This window comes from Glycomyces sp. YM15, assembly GCF_016918015.1.
In the GTDB taxonomy this organism is placed as follows: domain Bacteria; phylum Actinomycetota; class Actinomycetes; order Mycobacteriales; family Micromonosporaceae; genus Glycomyces.
This window is the reverse complement of record NZ_JAERMK010000014.1, coordinates 91,957-111,881: the sequence shown is the minus strand read 5'-3', so window position 1 is coordinate 111,881 and position 19,925 is coordinate 91,957. Positions and strand designations below refer to the sequence as shown.

Sequence of the window (19,925 nt, the reverse complement as noted above, 5' to 3'; positions counted from 1 at the left end):
CGGACAACGACGGCGACAGCCCGACCGGCGAGGACGGCACCACCGGCGCCGAGGGATCGGACGGGCCGGATGGATCAGGCTCGTACAGCGGCTCGGGCTCGGACGGCGGCTCGAGCGCCGACGGCGGCCTGGCCACCACCGGCGGCCAGATCGTGGCGTTCGGAGCGGTCGCGGCTGTGCTGGTGGCGGGTGGCGCGGTGGCGCTGATCGCCTCGCGCGGCAGGCGAGCGAGCGGGCCGGAGTAGGGGGTCGGGCGGTCTCTGGATCGGGGGGTCGCCGGGGCGGCGAGCGCTCGGCGCCCCTCCGGGCCTGAGCGAGCGGCGGGTCGGAACCGCAACCGTCCGCACCGGCGTTAGCCTGGGCCGCATGTGGTACCGCCTCGATCCGTTCTCCCGCGTGCGGCTGCAGCGAGACGGCGGCTCCCGATGAGGCCACCCGTTCCGACCTACGCGCACGCCTGGACCGCGCTCGTGCTCACCGCGATCGCCGGTGCGGTCGACGGCGCCGGGTTCCTCAGCCTGAGCCAGCAGTTCGTCGCGAACCAGACCGGCAACGCCGTGCTGCTCGCGGTCGCCGTGTCGGGCGAGATGACCGGGCGCGAGGACGGCCTCTCCCCCGTCGGCCCCCTGTGGTCGCTGCTCGGGTTCTCGCTCGGCGCGGTGCTGGCCTCGCTGGCGACGCGCCGTCACGTACTCACGAGCTTCGGCGTGCCGCTGCTCCTGCTGGTCGAGGTGGTGATGCTCGGCCTGGCGGGGCTCGCGCAGGGCTTCGAGCTGGCGATCGCTCTGGCGGCGTTCGCGATGGGCGTGCAGAGCATCCATGCGGCGCGGATCGGTCTGTCGGGCGTGTCGACCACCGTGCTGACCGGCACGCTCATCGCATTGTTCGTCAACCTCTCCGGCGGGCGCCGCGGGCTGCGGTCGGGGCGGCTGCAGGCCGGAGTGTGGGCGGTGTACCTGGTCGCGGCCGGACTCGGTTCGGCTCTGGCGCATGCGGTGTCGTTCAGCGCAGTGTGCTGGACCGCCGCGGCGGTGGCCGCCGCGATGTCGGTGGCGGCGTTCGCCGAAGCGCATCGGCACCCCTCACTCTGACGGGCCCAAGACGCGACCTTCCAGTGCGGATCAGCCGGGTCACGCCGCTGAACAGCTGCAACAACCGATGTCAGACCCGTGTGGGAGAGTCGTCTCATTTCTTCGGTTGGTCGGAGGTGGATGCGGGTGGGAAGGGGCATGCCCTATACCGCCGCCGCCCAATTCCCATGCCTCTGCAGGACCGGCGGGCCGGCTGCGAGCCGGCGCCCGGGCCGGCGGCTCAGCTGCCGGTCAGCGCCCGGACGGCCTTGAGCCCGGGGCGCTTCAGGAGCGGCCACTTCCGATCGGCGGCGGTGCGCCGAGCGAGATCGTCGGCCGCGGCTTCCCATGCGGGGTAGGAGAACTCGAATCCGGCGTCCTCAAGCCGTCCGGGGATGACGCGGCGGCTCTTCAGCAGCAGCTCGGTGTCGCTGCGGAGCGCGAACGCGCCGATCTCAGCCATCCACTTCGCGGCCGGCAGTCCGAAATGGCCGCCCCAGGCGCGCCTGAGCGTTCGCATGAGGTCCCTCTGCCGCAACGGATGCGGGGCGGCGAGGTTGACCGGGCCGGCGATCTCGTCATGGTCGATGAGGAACTGCACGGCGCGGGTGAAGTCCGCTTCGTGGATCCACGACACGAACTGGCGTCCGCCGGCGACGGGCCCGCCGAGGCCGAGCAGGGTCATGCGGGAGAGGACGTCGAAGACCGCGCCGCGATCGGTGCTCATCACCATCGCCGAGCGGAGCGCGACCTTGCGGGTGTGCGGCGTCTCGGCCTCGTCGAGCGCGCGTTCCCAGGCTCGCGCGATGTCGATGCTCTTGGCCCAGTAAGCGGGCACCTCGGGCTCATTGCCGCCGATGACGCCGGTCGCCTCGTCGTTCGGGCGGTCGAAGGTATGGGCGTAGATCGTGGCGGTGCTCATCTGGAGCCACACGGCCGGAGGCTGCTCGGCGGCGGCGATGGCCTCGCCGATGACGTAGGTGGAATCGACGCGGGAGTCCATCATCGCGGCGAGGTTCTCGCGGGTGTAGCGGCAGCTGACGCTGCGTCCGGCGAGGTTGATCACGACGTCGGCGCCGTCGATCGCCTCGGTCCAGGGGCCGAGGGTGCGGCCGTCCCAGTGGATGTGGTGGGGGCGGGAGGGGCTGCGGGTGAGCACGATGAGGCGGTGGCCTGCGGCGAGGAGGCCGCGTTCGAGGACGGCGCCGACACTGCCGGTGCCGCCGGGAATGACGATCTTCATGGGGTTCCTCCTTCGCCGCCTAGCCTACCTTAGTTATTGAACACGTTCAAATACCTCGCTCGGACCGGACGGGAGACGCGCCGCACGCGGGTTCGAACTCGGCGACCCGTTGACCCCCACGCCGGATCCGCAATCGGTACGCTGCCCACAGTGAACTCGACGTTCAGCGAAGGACGCCTCGATGACCGACGCCCCTCTCGAATTCGACCCTGACCTCGAACCCGACGACGACTCCGAACGCGCTCCCGTCACTTGGATCGTGCTGTTCGTGCTGCTGTTCGCCACCGTCGCGATCGTCGCGTATCTGATCCTCCCCTCGAGCGGCGACGGCGGCGCCGCAGCGTCGGCCACGACCGCAGCCGCGGTCGAGACTGAGGCCGCCTCGGCGTCCCCGAGCGCCTCGCCGAGCCCCGAACCGCTCAGTGAGCCCGCGCCGAGCGCCTTCGAGACGACCAGCGCGGCGGAGACGACGGCCCCGGAGCTGCCGATCGTGCCGCCCTCGGAGCACCCGCCGTGCACCACGTACCTCGACGGCGGGGCCGCCTCCTTCTCTGAAGTCGAAACGGCGCTTGAAGACGCGGCCGACACCCAGTTCTGGACCAACTCGAGCGTCGACGTCCCCGACGACCTCATCAAGGCGGTGGCCTGGATGGAGAGCGGTTGGCAGTCCGACATCGTCGCGTGCGACGGCGGGACCGGCCTCATGCAGATCCAGCCCGAGACCGAGCAGTTCATCAACGATCGCTTCGAACTCGACCTCGACCGCACCGAGGTGGAAGCGAACGCGCTGCTCGGCAGCGCCCAACTGCAGTGGCTCGCGAAGTACTTCTCGGTCAACTACTTCGACGGCGACGACCCGGGCGGCTATTCGCTCGCAGACGACTGCGGACGGGACTCGGACGTGCCCGACCACCTCGAGCGATGCCTGCTCAACGCCGTGATCTCGGCTTACCAGGCGGGCTTCGGCACGGTCGAGGCCGCGCTCGACGCCGGCGGCGACCCCGACTACACGAACCCGCAGTACATCGAGACCGTCAGGGCGCTGCTCGAACTGCGGCCCTGGGCCTGAGGGCGCCAGCGGCGCGGATGCGGACGCGAAGGGCGGAAACGATCCGGGAAGACGGCGGTTGCGGCGACGACGGCCACTTCTTGCTCGATCGCGGGCACGGCATTGTCGGCGGGGTCGCGTAGCCTGCCGAAGTTCACGTTGACCTTGGAGGCTCGGTGAAGTTCAGGAAGATCGACGACAAACGGTCCATGCGCCGACCGTTGTGGGAAGCCGAGCGGCTGCGGCCCTTCGACCAGGACACCGAAGGCGAACCCGAACCGGACTTCGAGCTGAGCGAGCGCCTCATCGACGGCCTGCAGTGGACCGGCGCGCAGGGCGACGGCAGCCTGGACCAATCGCTGCTGCGCAGCGTCGACCTCTCGGGGACGGTGTTGTCCCCCTTGGAGATCGTGGACGTCACGGTCGAGCGCTCGGTGCTGGCGAACGGACGCTGGGAGCGGGCGACCGCGCGGCGCCTGGAGATCACCGACAGCCAGCTCGTGGGGTGGCAGGCGCAGTTCGCGCTGGCCCAGGACGTCTACGTCGCCGACTGCCGGGCCGATTTCGCGGGCATCTCGATCGGGACGGCCAAGGGCCCGGTGGTGTTCGAGCGCTGCCGGTTCATGAACGCGACGTTCCTCGGTGACCTCTCGAAGACCGTGTTCATCGACTGCGCGTTCCCGGGGGCGGACTTCTCGCGGGTCGCGAATGCGAAGGGATGCGACCTGCGCCGGGCGGAGCTGTCGGGCATCACCGGGCTCCTGAGTCTGCGCGGTGCGCTCATCACTGCCGACCAGGCGGTCGAGATCGCCGGGGAGCTGGCGACCGCCGCCGGATTCAAGCTGGCCTGAGCCGTGGCGCGGCAGCGCGATCGTTGCGGCGTTGCGGCGTTGCGGCGTTGCGGCGTTGCGGCGTTGCGGCGGCCGATTCTGACCATCGCGCGCCACCATCTACGACTGACATCTTCCCGTCCGTTCCGACACCGCGACCGATATCGATCCTCTCTACTTCACCTCCTCGAACGTCCCGGAGTGCACTTCGCCGACCCGACCGCCGTCGGCGTCCATCGATCGGAACGCGGTGATCCTCTTGGTCCTGAAATCCATCACGTGCGCTACGGCCGCTCCCGAGAGTTCGTTCCAGCCCACCAGATACATCCGCGGCGCGACCTCGGCGACGAACAGCTCCACCTCCTCCGAGGCTCTTTCCACAACGCCGTCGATCTCCTCGTAGACCATCCTGTTGCCTTCGACCGCATAGGTGTTGTGGAACATCACCCCGTTGTCCAAGCGGATGTCGAAGCCCTTGCCTGCGAACTCGAAATCGCTCATACCCGTCTCCTTCGTCGACCGCGCCCATGGCCCGCGTCGGCACGGACCGCGTTGGCCGCCTTCCAACCTAGGAGATCAGCGACTCGGGCACTGGCGATTCGCCGAGCCCGGCATGGTCGAAAGCGGTCAAGGCGAGGCCATCGACGACCGGCTCGTCAGCCCCGCCGCGATCGGCCTCCGCAAACCCGGCCTCCCTCTTCCTCGATGGCCGCCGTCGCCGTCTCCAATCGGACGCGGAAATCCGCGTCGTCGGTCTCGGCCAGCGCCTCGAGAGTGGTCCGCCGGCGCCGCAGGGACCGTTCGAGCCAGACCTGCCACTCCGGCGTGGCCTCGGCCGATGCCACCGTCGCGGGCCGCCAGACCGGCATGGGCGCCCCTGTTGAGGCGAAGCGCGGGTTCGGTTTGAACCCTTCGGGTTCGGGCAGGAAGTCGCGGACCGCGGCGTCGGTCCAACCTCGCGAGCGGAGGATCGGTCTGGTCACCCAGACCGTGCCGTCGCGCTGCCGCACGAACTGCGGTCTCGGCGGTGCGGGCGAGCCCTGCCGTTGCGGGGGCAGCGGCTCGTATCGGGGCGGATCGTCAGGTGGCGCCGGTTCCGGCGCGGCATCGGTGATGGCCGCGGAAGGTCTCGACGGCGGCGGTGATTCGGGATGGAGGCTCGGGAACGGTCCGAGCCGATCCGCGGTCGCCAGCGAGTTGAGGAGCCATTGTGCGAAATGCGCTCGAAGAGGCTCGTCGGGAATGGTTTCGAAAGGCAGTACCCGGGTGATCGTCTCGAGGCCCGCCTGGTTCCGTGAACTGCCTGATGGTCGCATGGCCATCGCACCGTCCGATCGATTCTCGCGCCCGCCCTTCGGGCGTTGCGCGCGCTATTCAGTTGCCTCCGTAACCGTAGAAGCGGGGTACGACATTTTCGGCCCGCCGCGCACCCGCCTGTGAGCACGATCACTGCAGGCCGGACAGCACCTATATGGACGCGAACGCCGCCGGGACCAAGCCCGCGGCACCCGCCTCGCCGCCCCCATCGCCGCGGCCGCTCCCCTCCCGGGGCGCACTGCGCATCCGCGACCGGAGACCGGTCGCGGACGGCGGATGGGGATCGTGCTCAGTCGGCGTGGCGGACGGTGAGGTCACCGACGCCGGTGCTCACATGGATGACGTAGTCGGCGCTGTTGGACGGGTCGGTGGCGATGTCGATGTGCTCGGTACCGACGCCGGTCTCGAACACCACGTCGTAGGTCGTGCCGTCATCGGGCAGGACGATCTCGACGTCTCCGGTGCCGGTGGTGAGGTAGATGTCGCCGCGCACCTCCGCGTACGTCAACCGGATCGAGCCCACGCCCACCTCGGCCCTGGTCTCGGTGGCGCGGAGGCTCTCTCCCTCGATGTCGCCGACGCTGGTCTCGACGTCGATCCCGCCGTCGAGGCCGTCCATGGCGATGTCGCCGAGCGAGCTCTCGGCCTCCACGGCGACGCCGCCGGGCAGCGCGAGCGTGTAGTTCACTTCGCAGTCGTCGCCGCCCCAGAAGAGGACGAAGCGGTCGTCGCATTCACCCACGGCGGTGAACGTGTCGCCGGTCCAGGATTCGATCGGTTCGGGTTCCTCACCGCGCCAGCGGATCTCGCTGCCCACGACGAGCGAGTCGGCGGCGGCGTTCAGTTCGATGCGGCCGACCTCGACCGTGACGTCCACGCCCGTCGTCGCTTGCGTGTAGGTCTCGCTGCGGGTCTCGGACTTCTCGGGCGAGGCGTTCCACCAGAGCCACGTGCCGGTGGCGGTCACGGCTACCAGGAGCACGAGGCCGGTGCAGACGGCGCCGACGATCCACCAGACGGTGCGGGCCGTGCGCTGGGTCTCGGTCTCAGGGGCGGTGGTCTGCTTCTCGGGGGTGTCGATCATGACCGGTCCTTCGTGTTGCCTTGCAGGAACTTGAGAATGGCGAGTACGCGGCGGTTGCCGCTGTCGGTGGGCGGGAGCCCGAGCTTGGTGAAGATCGAGTTGATGTGCTTGCTGACCGCGCCTTCGCTGAGGACCAGGACCGCGGCGATCCCCGCGTTCGAGCGGCCTTCGGCCATGTGCGACAGCACTTCCCGCTCGCGCGGAGTGAGGCGGTCGAGTTCGCTGCCGTTGCGGCGCACCAGGAGCTGGGAGACGACTTCGGGGTCGAGTGCGGTCCCGCCTTCGGCGACGCGGCGCAGTGAGTCGAGGAACTCGGCCACGTCGGCCACGCGGTCTTTGAGGAGGTAGCCGATGCCGCGCATCTCCCCGGTGAGCAGTTCGACGGCGTAGCGTTCCTCGACGTACTGGGAGAGCATGAGGACCGCGAGTTCCGGGTACTGGCGGCGCAGCACCAGGGCGGCGCGAACGCCCTCGTCGCTCTGGTCGGGCGGCATGCGCACATCGGCCACGACGAGGTCGGGGCGGTCGCGCTCGACCGAGCGCAGCAGCGCTTCGGCGTCGCCCACGGTGTCGATGACTTCGATGCCGCCGACCTCCATGAGCCGGGCGAGTCCCTCTCGCAGCAGGACCGAGTCTTCGGCGATCACGACGCGCATGGCAGCTCCGCTTCGATGGCAGTGGGCCCGCCGAGCGGGCTGGTGATCCGGAACGTCCCGTCGACCGAGCGGACCCGGTCGGACAGGCCCTGGAGACCGGTGCCGCCCTGAGGATCGGCGCCGCCACGGCCGTCGTCGGCTACACGCAACCGCAATTGTCCGTCCTCTAGGGAGACTTCGACGGCGGCGTGCTCGGCTTCGGCGTGTCGGGCCACATTGGTCAGTGCCTCGGAGACGACGAAATAGGCCACGGCCTCCACGTCACGGGCGACGCGTCGATCCATGTCGACCCGCAGCCGCACCGGGATCGGCGAACGGGCGGCGACCGCTGAGAGCGCCGCGTCCAGCCCGCGGTCCTCGAGCACGGCCGGATGGAGGCCGCGCACCAGGTCGCGCAGGTCGGTGAGGACCTGTTTGGCCTCCTCGTGGGCCTCGGCGATGGCGCGTGAGCCCTCTTCTGGCAGGTCGGTGAGGGTGGCGCGGGCAATCCCGAGATTCATGGCGAGCGAGGTGAGCCGCTGCTGCGCACCGTCGTGGAGGTCCCGCTCGATCCGGCGGCGCTCCGCATCAGCCGCATCCACAGTAGAACTCCGGCTGGCGGCGAGATCAGTGACCCTTCGAGCGAGCGCCTCCGACTTGGTGAGCCCCAGGAGCGGCCTCGCCATGGCGGCGTCGAGTGTGGCGAGGCCGCGGGTCACCCAAGGAGCGGCCAGGACCACAGCGATGCCGACACCGAAGAGCCTCCACAGCCGCACGCCGTCTTCCATCCCGATGCCCAACAGGGGCGATGCGAGCATGGCGATGCCACAGCTCCACAACGCGATGGCGACGGCCGCGGCTACAGCGTTATAGACGCCGGCGATCAGGTGGTACGCGAACTGACGCCAGGTCGCCGCGCTGCGCAGCAGATGCCACAGCGTGCCCAGGGCGGACGTGGCCGGCGGAGAAGGGGCGAGGGGCGTCCACTGGACGCCGAGGTAGGCGGTGAGCCTGCCGCGCTGGATGCTGGTGAGCGCCGCGATGACGACGAGGAGCGCAGCCCCCGCGGCCAGCGGGATCACAATGGTGACGAGCCCGGAGATTCCGGCGGACACCAAGACGAGAATGAGGATCCCCCCGAGAGGACCGATGATCGCGCCGGTCACCAGGCTGACGAGGGAACGCCAGGTCACGCCGGCGAAGAGAGCCTGCACCGCGAAGACCGGGACCCTGCGCCAGGGGAACGGGGGCGCCGCTGAAGTATCCATGTCCGCAACAGTAGGTTCGCTCGCCGTCCCCCACATTGCCGCTGGTACCCGACTTCACGGTGAAGTTTTCTCCACCCTGCTACTCGCAGCCCGTGCCGTCGCCGTCGCGGTCGAGGTGCGAGCCGTACCCGGGTTCGCCGGAATGGATCGGCGCCGCGCCCGCCGCTCGAACCGCGTCGCAGTTCTTGTAGTAGACGCTCTCGCCGTCATCGTCATCGTCATCGTTGCCGCCGCCTCCGCTGCCGGAATCGGAGCCCGACGAGTCCTCGCAGCCTTCCCCGTCCCCATCGCCGTCGAGCCCGGCGCGGTAGCCCGGTTCGCCGTCGTAGATCGGGGCCGCGCCCGCGTCGCGCACCGCGTCGCAGTTCTCGTAGTAGACCTCCTCCTCTTCGGCCTCGGTGGTTTCGGGCGGCGGCTCGGGGGACGCCGAGGTGGCGGCCTCGGTCGGCGACGCCCGCGTGGTCGGGTCCGGCTCGGTCGGCGATGCCGACGCCGTCGTCTCGATGACGGTGCCGACCTCGCCGGGCGAGTCGTCGTCATCGGCGTCGGGGAGGAGCAGGATGCCGCAGCAGAGCGCGACGATCGCCAGAGTCGAGATCATGGCGATCTGCTGCACCTTCGGCAGTTCGGACCAGGAGGCGGGGCGGGACCGGTTCGGGCCCTGGGCAGAGTTATTGGCGGACACGGCGACTCCCGAGGGTTGAGAGGAGCGTGCCAGGGGCAGGCAAGCAGGTTATTCCGATTCGGAGCCTCAGTACATCCTCTTTGCAGCCGACCGACTACCAACCGTTAGGTCTCCTGGAGCGGACCGCACACGGAAAAGAGGGGGCCTCGCGGCCCCCTCGGCACTGTTCGCCGTACCCGGCTATCCGGCTCTCGATCTCAGCCGAGTGTCCAGCGCTGGTTGGCACCTCCGTTGCAGGTCCATAGGACGACCTTGGTGCCGTTGGCGGTCCGGTTCTCCGTGGCGTCGAGACACAGTCCTGATTGGGCGTTGGTGATGGTGCCGTCGGCGTTCACGTTCCATTTCTGGTTCGCACCGCCGTGGCAGTCCCAGATGATCGCCCTGGTGCCGGGAGCGGTCGCGGCGCCTTCGGCGTCAAGGCACTTGCCGCCGTAGACGCGCAGCTCGCCCGCGGAGGTGCGGGTCCACTCCTGGTTGGAGGCTCCGTTGCAGTCCCACAGCTGCACATCGGCGCCATTGGTCTGGGACTGGCCGGAGACGTCCAGGCACCGGGACGACTGGGCACCGACGATCTCGCCGTCACCGCCGCCGCCCGGGTCGCCGGATCCGAACTGGGAGAAGAAGTTCCAGGTCACTCCCGAGGTCCAGGTCTGCCAGCCGTCCTCGTAGGTCCCGTCGATCGGGCCGGGCGTGTGGCCGCCGTCGAACGCCGCCCACTGGACCGGATACCCTGCCCGGCAACCGGAGTAGCTGGTGACGATGTGCGTCCGGCTGCCAGAGGCCGGTTCCGGGGCGTTCTGCGGGGTGCAGCCGTTGTTGGCGACGAACCTGTCGCGCAGCGAACGCCCCGCGGAGATGTTGAGGACGTTGTCGGAGATGCCGTGGATGCCGAGGTAGGCGACGGGCTGCGTGCCGCCGCTGCATCCGCTGAGCTGGCCCCCGGCGTAGACCGCGACCGCTCGGAAGACCGTCGGCCGCGAGCAGGCGAGGGAGTAGCTCATGCCGCCCCCGTAGCTGAAGCCGAGGGCGAAGCGCTGCGCGGTGTCGACGCAGAGACCGGATTCCAGCCGCGCGATCATGGCGTCCACGAAGGCGACGTCCTGGCCTCCGGAATTGGCCCAGCCGTTGTTGACGCCCTGCGGCGCTACGAAGATGGCGCTGTTGTTCGACAGGCGCTGCAGCCCGTAGTAGGACCAGTTCGCGCCGTCCGTGCCACCGCCGGAGACGTCGCCGGCCGTGCCGCCGTTCCAGTGGAACCCGAAGATCAACGGGTAGGCGCGGCTGCTGTCGTAGCCGTCGGGAACCCGCAGGATGAACGAGCGGTTCGTGCCACCGACCTGGATCGAGTGCGTACCACTCGAAATAGTCGGAGCGCTCCCACAACCCGCGCTTGACGCGAGGGTAGTGATGTCCGAGGCCGGATCAGCGGCAAGCGGCTCCGCATGGGCCGAAGCGCCGAACGTTCCGACGGCGACGGCCACGGCGCCGATCAACGCCAGCAGCGGACGGGGGACGCGCCCGCGCATCCGCGCATCCCGCCTCAAGAGCAGTCTCACAGCCGTTTCTCCTTGCATGCCATGAAGGCCAGGGCCTTCAATCGAAGTTCATCAATACATGACCAGATGATCGTACTTACATATGACGTATCACGTCAAGACACCAGCGCAATAACGAACAAGACGCGCAGAGTCAATCCCAGCATCAAAAGCAAGCAAGTTCATCCGATCTTTCGAGCGGCGGATCACCTCACCGGCGTCCGCCCGCGAGGCGGGCGCGTTATGCCGAAATCCGGACCGGATCCACGAACGTGAAGTAGCGTCAAGATCGCTGGGCCGGAGACTAAGACCTGTTCAAGTCGGCCATTCGAAGCCTGAACGGTTGTGCTCCGTGCCCTGAGCAGAGGCGTGCGCGGCCCACTCGGACCGCCATTCGTCTTCCGGATTCCCGATGGAGGCATTCGACCATGGGCAGCATCAACGGAACGAAACTCGACAGGCTGCGTGAAGCGCTGCGTGGACCCGTTGTCGCGTCGGGGGATCCGGGTTACGACGATGCCCGCAGCATCTACAACGCGATGATCGACCGACGCCCGGCCGCCTTCGCGAAATGCGTCGACGTCGCCGACGTGCGGGCCACGATCGCCTTCGCGCAGGACGTCGGGGTCGAACTCGCGGTGCGCGGGGGTGGTCATAGCGGACCGGGCCTGTGCCTGGTGGACGACGGACTCACGCTGGACCTGTCCCCGATGAACTGGGTGCGGGTGGACCCCGGTGCGGGCATCGCGCAAGTGGGCGGCGGCGCTCAGCTGGGCGCTCTCGACCACGCGGCGCACACGTTCGGCCTGGGCATACCCTCTGGGATCATGTCCACAACGGGCGTCGGCGGTCTCACCCTGGGCGGCGGGCACGGCCACCTGACCCGCAAGTACGGCCTGACGATCGACAGCCTGCTCTCCGCTGACGTCGTCCTCGCCGACGGCAGTTTCGTGACAGCCTCGGAGCAGGAGCATCCGGACCTTTTCTGGGCGCTGCGGGGCGGCGGCGGGAACTTCGGCGTCGTCACGTCGTTCACCTTCCGGATGAACGAGGTCCGCGACGTCGGGGTCGGGCTGACCGTCTGGCCCATCGACCGCACGGCGGAGATCCTCCGGTGGTATCGGGAGTTCCTCCCCGCCGCGCCGGAAGACCTCAGCGGGTTCTTCGCCATCTTGACGGTGCCGCCCGGACCGCCGTTTCCCGAGCCGATCCACGGGCAGAAGATGTGCGCGGTGGTCTGGTGCTACACAGGTGACCTGGAGGAGGGACGCCTTGAGGAAGTCCTCGCGGTGGCGAACGATCCGGCGCCGCCGGCCTTCCACTTCACCACGCCGATGCCGTACCCCGCGCTGCAGGGCTTGTTCGACGAACAGATCCCGAAAGGGCTGCAGTGGTATTGGCGCGGCGCTTTCTTCGATTCGATCTCCGATGCGGCGATCGAGGTGCACGAGCGGTACGGCCAGGGCCTGGCCACCGCGGACTCGACCATGCACCTCTACCCCGTTGACGGGGCCGCCCACCGAGTCGGCGCGGACGAGACCGCCTGGGCGTACCGGGACGCTGTCTGGTCCGCGGTGATCGGCGGGATCGACCCCGACCCCGCCAACGCCGGCCTGATCCGCCAATGGTGCGTCGACTACTCGACGGACCTGCATCCGCACTCCATGGGCGGTTCCTACGTGAACTTCCTCGGAGCCAAAGAGAAACCGGAACGCGTCCGATCGGCCTACCGGGGCAACTACGACCGTCTCGCCTCGATCAAGCACGCCTACGATCCCGAGAACTTCTTCCACGCCAACCAGAACATCCCGCCAGCGGCCGGCTGAGACATCACAGGAAGCTGCGCCGCCACCCGCGCGGGAGCACGAAGAAAGGGGGCCTTGCGGCCCCCTTGTCTTTGCAGCCACCTCGCGCCCTCGACAAGCGCTTCTCCCCCGAGACCCGCGCCGCGCTCGCCGAAGCCTTCGCCTCCGACGTCAAGCAGAAGGACCTCGCCCGCGAATACGGCACCAGCATCCGAAGCGTCAAACGCCTCCTCCAACGGGCCCGAACCTCCGGAGCTGAACCCGACAGAAGCACCAGGCGCAGACACGAACCTGAGTGTGAGTCCCACTGAAGGGGTCACGCCCAAACGCTCAGGTGAGGCCAAGCGCAGGCGTGAACACGCGGAGGGCGGATGTGGATGGGCCCCAGGAAAACCCTTAGCCGCCGGCTTCGGCGCGCCGGCGCAGGAAGCGCTGTTCGGGAAGGCTCGCGGTCATCCGCGCCGCGAGGAGGAAGGCGTCCCTCGCAGCCTCGCGGTCGCCCGCCCGGTCGAGCAGGAAGGCGCGCACCGCGTGGAAACGGTGATGCCGGTCCAGTACCGGCTCCAACTGCCGCAACAGGTCCAGGCCCGCCTGCGGCCCTTCGCTCATGCCGACCGCGACCGCGCGGTTCAATGTGACGATGGGCGCGGGATCGAATCGGTTCAGAATCCGGTACAGCACCGCGATCTGTGCCCAGTCGGTGTCGGCGGCGTCGTCCGCCTCCACATGCACGGCTGCGATCGCCGCCTGGAGCTGGTACGGGCCGAGCTCAGAAGACAGCATCGCGTCCTCCACCAGCCGGGTTCCCTCGGCGATCAAGTCGCGGTCCCAGAGCGAGCGGTCCTGCTCCGACAACGGAACCAGCGCCCCGTCCGGGGATTCCCGCGCGGCCGTTCGGGCCTCGGTCAGCAGCATCAGCGCCAGCAGACCGGCCGCCTCGCCGTCCCCGGGCACTCCCTCGCGCAGCATCCGGGCCAGCCGGATCGCCTCGGCGGCCAAGTCGCGACGCTGCAACCGCTCCCCGGCGCTGGCGGAATAGCCCTCGTTGAAGATCAGATACAGCACGCGCAGCACTGTGCGCATCCGCTGCGGCCGCTCCTCTTCGGGCGGCGGGGTGAAGCGCGCTCCGACGAGCTTGCCCTTCGCGCGACTGATGCGCGGACCCATCGTCGCTTCGGGCACCAAGAAGGCTCGCGCTATCTCCCCGGTCGTCAGGCCGCCGATCGCCCGCAGCGTCAGTGCCACCTGCGAGGCCGGCGTCAGCGCCGGATGGCAGCACAGGAACAGCAATGCCAGCGTGTCGTCGTGCTCGGACGCCTCGACGGGCAGCTCCCGCGCCGCGGCGAGCGCTTCCCGGCTCCGCCGCGCCTCGTCGCCGCGAATGCGGTCGACCATGCGGCGGGAGGCCACCCGGTAGAGCCAGCCATTCGGATTGTCCGGCAGCCCTTCCTCCGGCCATTCCCTGCTCGCCTCCAACACAGCATCCTGCACCGCGTCCTCGCAGGCCGCGAAGTCGCCGTACCGGCGGGTCAGCGCGCCGAGGACGCGCGGCACGGCCGCCCGCAGCGCGTCCTCCACGTCGCTCACATCTCCGACCCGGCCTCGAACATCACCTGGCGCACCTCGATCCCAAGCCCGGGAATCCCCGCGTCCGGGATCTTCTTCGCCAGCTCGACGGCGCGTTCCTTGCCGTCCACGTCGATGAGGTAGTACCCGCCGATGAACTCCTTGGCCTCCACGAACGGGCCGTCGGTCGCGGTCGGCACCCCGTCGACGGCCTTGACCGTGACGCTCGCGGACGGATCGGCGAGCGCCTGCGTGCTGATCATCTCCCCGGATGCCCTGATCTCTTTGATGAGGTCGCCGTGCCCGGCTCCGATCGCAGTCTGCTCCTCCTCGGTGAGTGATTCGAGCACCTTCGGGTTGATGTTCATGATGAGCAGGAATTTCATGATGCCCTCCTTGTTGGTCGCATCCCCAAGTCGGAGCCGTATTCGCGATTTTGACATCCGGCGACCGCAAGATTCCGGCTTCGGCTCCGACTGCGGCGCGTAGACCTCAGAACGGAGCCCTCGACATCTACGGCTTCATGGTCGCCGGGCTGACCATCACCGCGGGTACGCTCGGCGACCGGTGGGGCCGGCGCCGGCTGTTCGCGGGCGCCGCGGGATTCCTGTTCGCGTCGCTGCTCGCGGCGTTCGCAGTCAATCCCGCCATGCTGATCGCCTCGCGGGCGCTGCTAGGCGTCGCCGGCGCCACGCTCATGCCCTCGACGCTGGCGTTGATCTCCACGATGTTCACCGACGCCGGGCAGCGGGGCAGGGCCATCTCGTTGTGGGCGACCTGCCAGTTCGCGGGCGCGGCCCTCGGCCCGGTCTTCGGCGGCCTGCTGCTGGACCATTTCTGGTGGGGCTCGGTGTTCCTCCTGGCAGTGCCGCTCATGCTGGTGCTGCTGGTGTTCGGGCCGTTCGTCCTGCCGGAGTTCCGCTCCCGAACGCCGCACCCGATGGACCTGGCCAGCGTGGCGCTGTCGCTCGGAACGATCCTGCCGCTGGTGTACGGCATCAAGAACCTCGCGGTGGGCGAGGCGCTGACGGTGCCGACCGTGGCACTCGTCGTTGGCGGGACCCTCGGGGCGTGCTTCGTCCGGCGCCAATCGCGATTGGACGATCCGCTGATGGACCTGGCGCTGCTGCGGCGAGCCCCGCTCGCCATCACCCTCGCGGGCCTGCTCTTGGGCGGGATACTTCTAGCGGGGGTCGGACTGCTCGTCACCCAGTATCTGCAGAGCGTCCTCGGGTTCTCCGCCGCCACAGCGGCGTGGCTGTTCACGCCCATGGGACTGGCGATGGCGATGGGCACGCTGCTCGCACCGCGACTGGCGCGCAGAGTGGGGCGCGCGCAACTGATCTCTGGGGGCATGCTGCTCTCCGCCGTCGGCGCCGCCGTGCTGGCCGTGGACGCCGGGCTGCCCGGGGTGCTCGTCGGCATCACGGTGCTGGCTTTCGGGTTCGGACCGCTGTTCGCGCTCGGAACGGACCTCGTGATCGGATCGGTCCCGCCCGAGCACGCCGGAGCCGCCGCGTCATTGGCGGAATCCAGTAACCACACCGGCGGCAACCTCGGCATCGCACTACTAGGGACGGTCGCGGCCGTGGTGTACCGCAGCGGACTGCCGCCCGGAACCGACGACGCGGTCCGCGAGACGATCGCCGGGGCGAACGAAGCACTGCCGGAAGGCGGCGCGATGTTGCGCGTCGCTCACGAGGCCTTCACCCACGGGCTGCACGTCGCAGCGGTGATCGCGGCGGGACTGTGCCTCCTCGTCGCAGCCATGACCTGGCGCCTGCCCCGCGACTAGGAGCGCGTACAAAAAGCCGTCGTCAAGCACATTGCGCCGCAAAGCTTTGAATGCTGCTGTACCAGGCGAGCCTCCCCGCTAACCGGTCCCAGAACCGGGAAGCCCAACCACTGGGTGGCCTCGCCATGCCATCCGAGAGCGCCACTACTTCTGCATGCGAATACGAAAACACCGGGAACTGCTGTAAATCGCTGCTGTAGACGCAGTCAGGGCCGGAATCCCGTAGATGGGAGACCGGCCCTGAACTGCTATTTCATCTGTCGGGTTGACAGGATTTGAACCTGCGACCCCCTCGTCCCGAACTAGCCCTGTCGAAACTACAGGGACCCTTGTCGACCTGCTGAGAAGCGGTCATATTTGCTCTCCGACCTGCGGAAACGCGCTCAGAATCGGACCCTGAGCGTACCTGCGGGTCCCCGCCAGTCCCACCTGGTTCGCCCAGCAGGAGACCAGCAAGGAGAGCCAGCCCCATGGGGTATTGCGAAAAGAGAATCACCAAAGCAGGACAGCCCCGGTACACCGCCATGTACCTGGATATCGACAATAAGTACCGATCAGCAGGCACCTTTGACCTGAAGAAGGACGCCAAGAAGGCTTGGCAGAAGGCGGAGTCGAAGGCTCACGAGGGCCAGGGCGGGTACCTGGTCCGCGGACGGATGAGCTTCGAGAGCTATGTAAACGAGCACTTGATGCCGAACCTCACCGTCGAGGTCAAGACGCTCGAGACCTACTCGTACGAGCTCCACGCTCACATCCTCGGCTACTTCGCCGAACCACGCATGATCGATATCCGCGCCGCGGATGTCCGGCGCTGGCTTACCCAGTTGAGGCAGAGCGGCGTCTCGGCCGCGACGAGGAAGTACCTCAAGACCCTCCTGTCCACGATCTTCTCGAACGCGGTCGACGACGACATCGTCCCGGCCAATCCCTGTCTCAAGGTCAAGACCGCGAAGGTGGCGAAGAAGTCGCTCCGGATCATCACCCCGGAGCAGTACGACAAGTTCTACGCCGCGCTTGTCCACGACATCTGGAAGCTCCTGGTCGAAGTCGCCATCGAGACCGGCATGCGCTGGGGCGAGATCACCGAGCTGCGTGTCAAGGACTTCGAACCCAAGCAGCACCGCATCCACGTGTCCCGGGCCGTCGTCCAGGTCAACCGCAAGTTCCACCCGGAGGGCAGGCGCTTCCTCGTCAAGCCCCCTAAGGACCACGAGCAGCGCGTGCTCCGCATCCGCGAGGGCCTGACGAAGCGCATCAAGGACCACATCGCCACCCACAACCTGAAGAAGGAAGACCTCCTCTTCTGGTACATCCCCGAGGCCATCGAACCCGGAGTCATCGAGCCCGCGCCGACAGATCTGGGTCGGACCGAGCCCAACGAGAAAGGCCGGACCTACCAGCACGGCACCATGAGCGCGTACACCGCCGGCGGGTGCCGCTGCGAGCACTGCAAAGGCGCAATGACGGACTACCGCCGCAAGCGCCGAGCATCGGGAAAGGACCAGCCGCGCAGGCAGCGTAGCTGGGACACCGATGGGCATATCCCGAGTCGATGGTTCCGCGAGAGGGTCATCCGGCCCGCGCTCGCCGCTGCGGATCTGCCGGTGGACATTCGGATGCACCTGCTGCGCCATGCCCACGCCTCATGGCTCCTCAACGGCGGTGCGACCCTGATGGATGTCAAGGACCGTTTGGGGCACGCCAGCATCCTCACCACCGAGCGCTACCTCCACACCGTCGACGACTCCGGCATGGCGGCACTCAACGCGCTAGAGCGGGTCCGCCAGGGCGGCCACCCGGAGGTAGAGGTCCTTGGTTCGGTCATCCTCACTGGGCTGGTGTCGCAGGAGCCGCTGAACCAGGACGAGCTCGAGAAGATCGACTCCCAGCTGCTGTTCAGCTACCTGGGGACCTTCCAGGCCGAGATGAACAGGCGCCTGATTCAGAACGAGATGAAGGTTGGTGTGACTGCATGAGGCGCTTCTTCAAGTCATTGCAGCACTGGGTCACTCGCCCCGGTCGGGCGAAGCCCACCGACTGCGAGGTCCCTGCTGCGAAGCCGATGGTCGACTCATTGCCGATCGGCCCGGGTCTGATTTACCCCGACGTGCTCCCCGAGAACGTCTGGGGTTCGAACCTCCGCGGCACTCTCCCGCGCGCCGATTGGGACCGGCTCCGCATCCCGGTGTGCGAGGCGGCAGGAATGCGCTGCGAGGTCTGCGGCCAGCCCGGCTACGACCCGCAGACCGGTCGCCCCCGTCGTCCGGACTGCCATGAGCTCTGGCATTTCGAGGTCACTTCCGCCTCGGCGGTCCAGCGACTCGCGCGGCTCATTGCCCTCTGCCCGGATTGCCATCGGGTGCAACACATCGGCCTAGCGAACCTCCGCGGCGAACTTCACCTAGTAAAGATGCAGCTGAAGGCGGTCAATTCCTGGCACGAAGACGAGATCAACCTGTCGCTCGAGAACGCGACTGAGCGGTTCGCCTGGAGAAGCGGATTCGATTGGGACCTCGACCTCTCGCTCTTGACTGGAGCGATCCGGATCAACGAGTGCCCAGGCCTGTTGATCTCGGCGGCAGAGCGTCGGCGGCTGGGGAACTCCTTCTTCAAGAACTAACGACCTCGTGCATGGTTGTGGTTGGCGCGCAGGGACTTCGGGGTGGATCATGGGTGCATGGTGGGGACCGGTGTGCGTGAGGCGACCGTTGGCAACCAGAGCATCACCGGGCTGACACCGAAGGTGATCTGCGCGATCTCAGCCGAGATCGTGCAGATCTGGGGCAGCGGCAGCGAGCGTATCGCGCGCCCGCCCCCGGCCAATGAACCGGGCCTCCAACTATGATTGAGGGAGAAATGGTCAGTCGTCTATATTGCTGACAGCTTAAAATGCCCGGCGCTTGAAAAGGAGGTCGCCATGACAAACTGGCAGGATAAGAAGCGTGATGACCCGGAAAAACGAGGTCAGGAGACGATCAGAGAACCCTCTCCTCCGCGAGAGAGTCCGCCGAAGCCGCCTCCGCGCCCTGCTTCTGAGCCGAGCCCTTCTCGGGGCGACTTACTGAGACAACTGGCAACCAGGTTATGGACATTGAACGAATATGCCGCGCCGACAGGCAAACGGCCGAAACCTGTGGGTAAGGTTCTGCCTCGGTTGCCGTCGAGTCTCTGTATTCAAGTGGTTGCGAAAGTATAATATCGCGGTCGCCGCTTTCAACAGTTGACGTGTTGTAGCTTGCCAACATGCCACCAAACCAAGAACCGTCGTCAAGGGTGCATCCGATATGCACCTCCCGATCATGACGCCATTTCTTGAATAGAATTGCCCACGAAGATGTATAGTCGTCGGTCGGCTCCTTGGGTTTTCTCGACGACAGCCAGGCAAGTCCCGTCGCTAGCACCAGAGTTACGCACGCCCACAACCCTGCCTTGTACCAATTATCGCCAAGGTATTTTCGAGTGTCGATGATCAGCTTGCTAACATCCACTATGACCGAGGGGAATAGCATTGCAAGGATCAGAATTGGGATCAGTGCCAACAGGTTGAAGGTGATACCGGCAACGCCCACGCCAATGGTTTCACGAAATACTGATCGCTGTCGTTCTGGCAGTCCGCGCTCTCTCCGACTCACGTATAGAACGCCGGGTATTACTAGTGTCATGAACAAGATGAGGCTGGTAATCGTTGTCGGCACCGGATCTCCCTCCCAGACGTCCTCGCCTAGATCATCGTGCCTCAGGACGTAACAGCAGGTCCAGGCAACTCCAGTATGTACTGGTCGTCTAGCCCGTACAGCAGCGAAGTGGTGGCCCTGACCAGCCTCGATGCGCCTTGGTTGGCTCCCAACGGCCCCCGTGCCGATAGTTCGGGACGAGGCGCGAGTTCTCAGTACCTGAGCCCCAACGCCACCGCCGTTGGGCGCTTGAGGCTTGTGAGAGATACATCTTCAAGGCGGCCTTGCGGCCGCGGCGCCCCCCCCCGCGGGGGGGGGGGGCCCCGCGGGGGGCCCCCCCCCCCGCCGGGGCGCCCCCCCGCGACGAAAA

The 19,925-nt window shown here is 67.7% G+C and carries 20 protein-coding genes; 9 read left to right on the top strand and 11 right to left on the bottom strand.

Features of this window, described 5'->3' with window-relative positions; all coding sequences use genetic code 11:
• Nucleotides 1–425: 425 nt before the first annotated feature.
• Nucleotides 426–1,091 carry a DUF1275 family protein gene (locus tag JHY01_RS16510; protein ID WP_205326755.1) on the top strand — a complete coding sequence of 222 codons (666 nt, stop codon included), beginning with the start codon at nucleotides 426–428 and terminating at the stop codon, nucleotides 1,089–1,091.
• Between the two features lie 220 nt (nucleotides 1,092–1,311).
• Here the strand turns inward: JHY01_RS16510 and JHY01_RS16505 are convergent, their stop codons facing one another.
• On the bottom strand, nucleotides 1,312–2,313 hold the full coding sequence (locus JHY01_RS16505; protein ID WP_205326754.1) for a TIGR01777 family oxidoreductase: 1,002 nt from the start codon (nucleotides 2,311–2,313) through the stop codon (nucleotides 1,312–1,314).
• A gap of 181 nt (nucleotides 2,314–2,494) precedes the next feature.
• Here JHY01_RS16505 and JHY01_RS16500 point away from each other — a divergent pair, with 181 nt between their 5' ends.
• Together JHY01_RS16500 and JHY01_RS16495 are read left to right on the top strand one after the other, a co-directional pair.
• On the top strand, nucleotides 2,495–3,382 hold the full coding sequence (locus JHY01_RS16500) for a transglycosylase SLT domain-containing protein (protein ID WP_205326753.1): 888 nt from the start codon (nucleotides 2,495–2,497) through the stop codon (nucleotides 3,380–3,382).
• A gap of 188 nt (nucleotides 3,383–3,570) precedes the next feature.
• Nucleotides 3,571–4,212, top strand: coding sequence for a pentapeptide repeat-containing protein (locus JHY01_RS16495; RefSeq protein WP_205326752.1), 642 nt, complete (start codon nucleotides 3,571–3,573; stop codon nucleotides 4,210–4,212).
• 153 nt (nucleotides 4,213–4,365) lie between these two features.
• On the opposite strand, the gene JHY01_RS16490 is transcribed toward JHY01_RS16495, so the two are convergent.
• From JHY01_RS16490 to JHY01_RS16460, 7 genes are all read right to left on the bottom strand, one after another.
• Entirely contained in the window at nucleotides 4,366–4,692 is a 327-nt protein-coding gene (locus JHY01_RS16490; RefSeq protein WP_205326751.1) for a hypothetical protein, read from the bottom strand.
• 155 nt (nucleotides 4,693–4,847) lie between these two features.
• Nucleotides 4,848–5,201 carry a hypothetical protein gene (locus JHY01_RS16485; protein WP_205326750.1) on the bottom strand — a complete coding sequence of 118 codons (354 nt, stop codon included), beginning with the start codon at nucleotides 5,199–5,201 and terminating at the stop codon, nucleotides 4,848–4,850.
• A 596-nt stretch (nucleotides 5,202–5,797) separates the two neighbouring features.
• Nucleotides 5,798–6,592: a DUF4097 family beta strand repeat-containing protein gene (locus tag JHY01_RS16480; protein ID WP_205326749.1), complete on the bottom strand. Its 795-nt coding sequence runs from the start codon at nucleotides 6,590–6,592 to the stop codon at nucleotides 5,798–5,800.
• Nucleotides 6,589–7,248, bottom strand: coding sequence for a response regulator transcription factor (locus JHY01_RS16475; RefSeq protein ID WP_205326748.1), 660 nt, complete (start codon nucleotides 7,246–7,248; stop codon nucleotides 6,589–6,591). The genes JHY01_RS16480 and JHY01_RS16475 overlap by 4 nt, the downstream gene beginning before the upstream one ends.
• A complete protein-coding gene (locus JHY01_RS16470) occupies nucleotides 7,236–8,495 on the bottom strand; it encodes a sensor histidine kinase (protein WP_205326747.1) in 1,260 nt (419 codons plus the stop codon). The genes JHY01_RS16475 and JHY01_RS16470 overlap by 13 nt, the downstream gene beginning before the upstream one ends.
• 79 nt (nucleotides 8,496–8,574) lie before the next feature.
• On the bottom strand, nucleotides 8,575–9,180 hold the full coding sequence (locus tag JHY01_RS16465; RefSeq protein WP_307814472.1) for an excalibur calcium-binding domain-containing protein: 606 nt from the start codon (nucleotides 9,178–9,180) through the stop codon (nucleotides 8,575–8,577).
• Between the two features lie 197 nt (nucleotides 9,181–9,377).
• Nucleotides 9,378–10,706, bottom strand: coding sequence for a lectin (locus tag JHY01_RS16460; protein WP_374199541.1), 1,329 nt, complete (start codon nucleotides 10,704–10,706; stop codon nucleotides 9,378–9,380).
• A 437-nt stretch (nucleotides 10,707–11,143) separates the two neighbouring features.
• Here JHY01_RS16460 and JHY01_RS16455 point away from each other — a divergent pair, with 437 nt between their 5' ends.
• Nucleotides 11,144–12,541: an FAD-binding oxidoreductase gene (locus tag JHY01_RS16455; RefSeq protein WP_205326745.1), complete on the top strand. Its 1,398-nt coding sequence runs from the start codon at nucleotides 11,144–11,146 to the stop codon at nucleotides 12,539–12,541.
• Nucleotides 12,542–12,606: 65 nt separating this feature from the next.
• Nucleotides 12,607–12,831 carry a sigma factor-like helix-turn-helix DNA-binding protein gene (locus JHY01_RS16450; RefSeq protein ID WP_205326744.1) on the top strand — a complete coding sequence of 75 codons (225 nt, stop codon included), beginning with the start codon at nucleotides 12,607–12,609 and terminating at the stop codon, nucleotides 12,829–12,831.
• Between the two features lie 85 nt (nucleotides 12,832–12,916).
• Here JHY01_RS16450 and JHY01_RS16445 read toward each other — a convergent pair whose 3' ends face one another.
• Entirely contained in the window at nucleotides 12,917–14,107 is a 1,191-nt protein-coding gene (locus tag JHY01_RS16445; RefSeq protein ID WP_205326743.1) for an RNA polymerase sigma factor, read from the bottom strand.
• A complete protein-coding gene (locus JHY01_RS16440; protein WP_205326742.1) occupies nucleotides 14,104–14,472 on the bottom strand; it encodes a YciI family protein in 369 nt (122 codons plus the stop codon). The genes JHY01_RS16445 and JHY01_RS16440 overlap by 4 nt, the downstream gene beginning before the upstream one ends.
• A 137-nt stretch (nucleotides 14,473–14,609) precedes the next feature.
• On the opposite strand from JHY01_RS16440, the gene JHY01_RS16435 reads away from it, so the two are divergent.
• The 4 genes from JHY01_RS16435 to JHY01_RS16420 all read left to right on the top strand — a co-directional run bounded on the left by JHY01_RS16435 (nucleotide 14,610) and on the right by JHY01_RS16420 (nucleotide 18,726).
• Entirely contained in the window at nucleotides 14,610–15,881 is a 1,272-nt protein-coding gene (locus JHY01_RS16435; RefSeq protein WP_205326741.1) for an MFS transporter, read from the top strand.
• Between the two features lie 524 nt (nucleotides 15,882–16,405).
• Nucleotides 16,406–17,857: a tyrosine-type recombinase/integrase gene (locus JHY01_RS16430; protein ID WP_205326740.1), complete on the top strand. Its 1,452-nt coding sequence runs from the start codon at nucleotides 16,406–16,408 to the stop codon at nucleotides 17,855–17,857.
• Nucleotides 17,854–18,501: a hypothetical protein gene (locus tag JHY01_RS16425; RefSeq protein WP_205326739.1), complete on the top strand. Its 648-nt coding sequence runs from the start codon at nucleotides 17,854–17,856 to the stop codon at nucleotides 18,499–18,501. Before JHY01_RS16430 ends, JHY01_RS16425 begins: the two co-directional genes overlap by 4 nt.
• Before the next feature lie 57 nt (nucleotides 18,502–18,558).
• The gene (locus JHY01_RS16420; RefSeq protein WP_205326738.1) at nucleotides 18,559–18,726 is read left to right on the top strand and encodes a hypothetical protein; all 168 of its coding nucleotides are present in this window, start codon (nucleotides 18,559–18,561) and stop codon (nucleotides 18,724–18,726) included.
• A 130-nt stretch (nucleotides 18,727–18,856) separates the two neighbouring features.
• Here JHY01_RS16420 and JHY01_RS16415 read toward each other — a convergent pair whose 3' ends face one another.
• Entirely contained in the window at nucleotides 18,857–19,576 is a 720-nt protein-coding gene (locus JHY01_RS16415) for a DUF6338 family protein (protein ID WP_205326737.1), read from the bottom strand.
• Nucleotides 19,577–19,925: the final 349 nt, after the last annotated feature.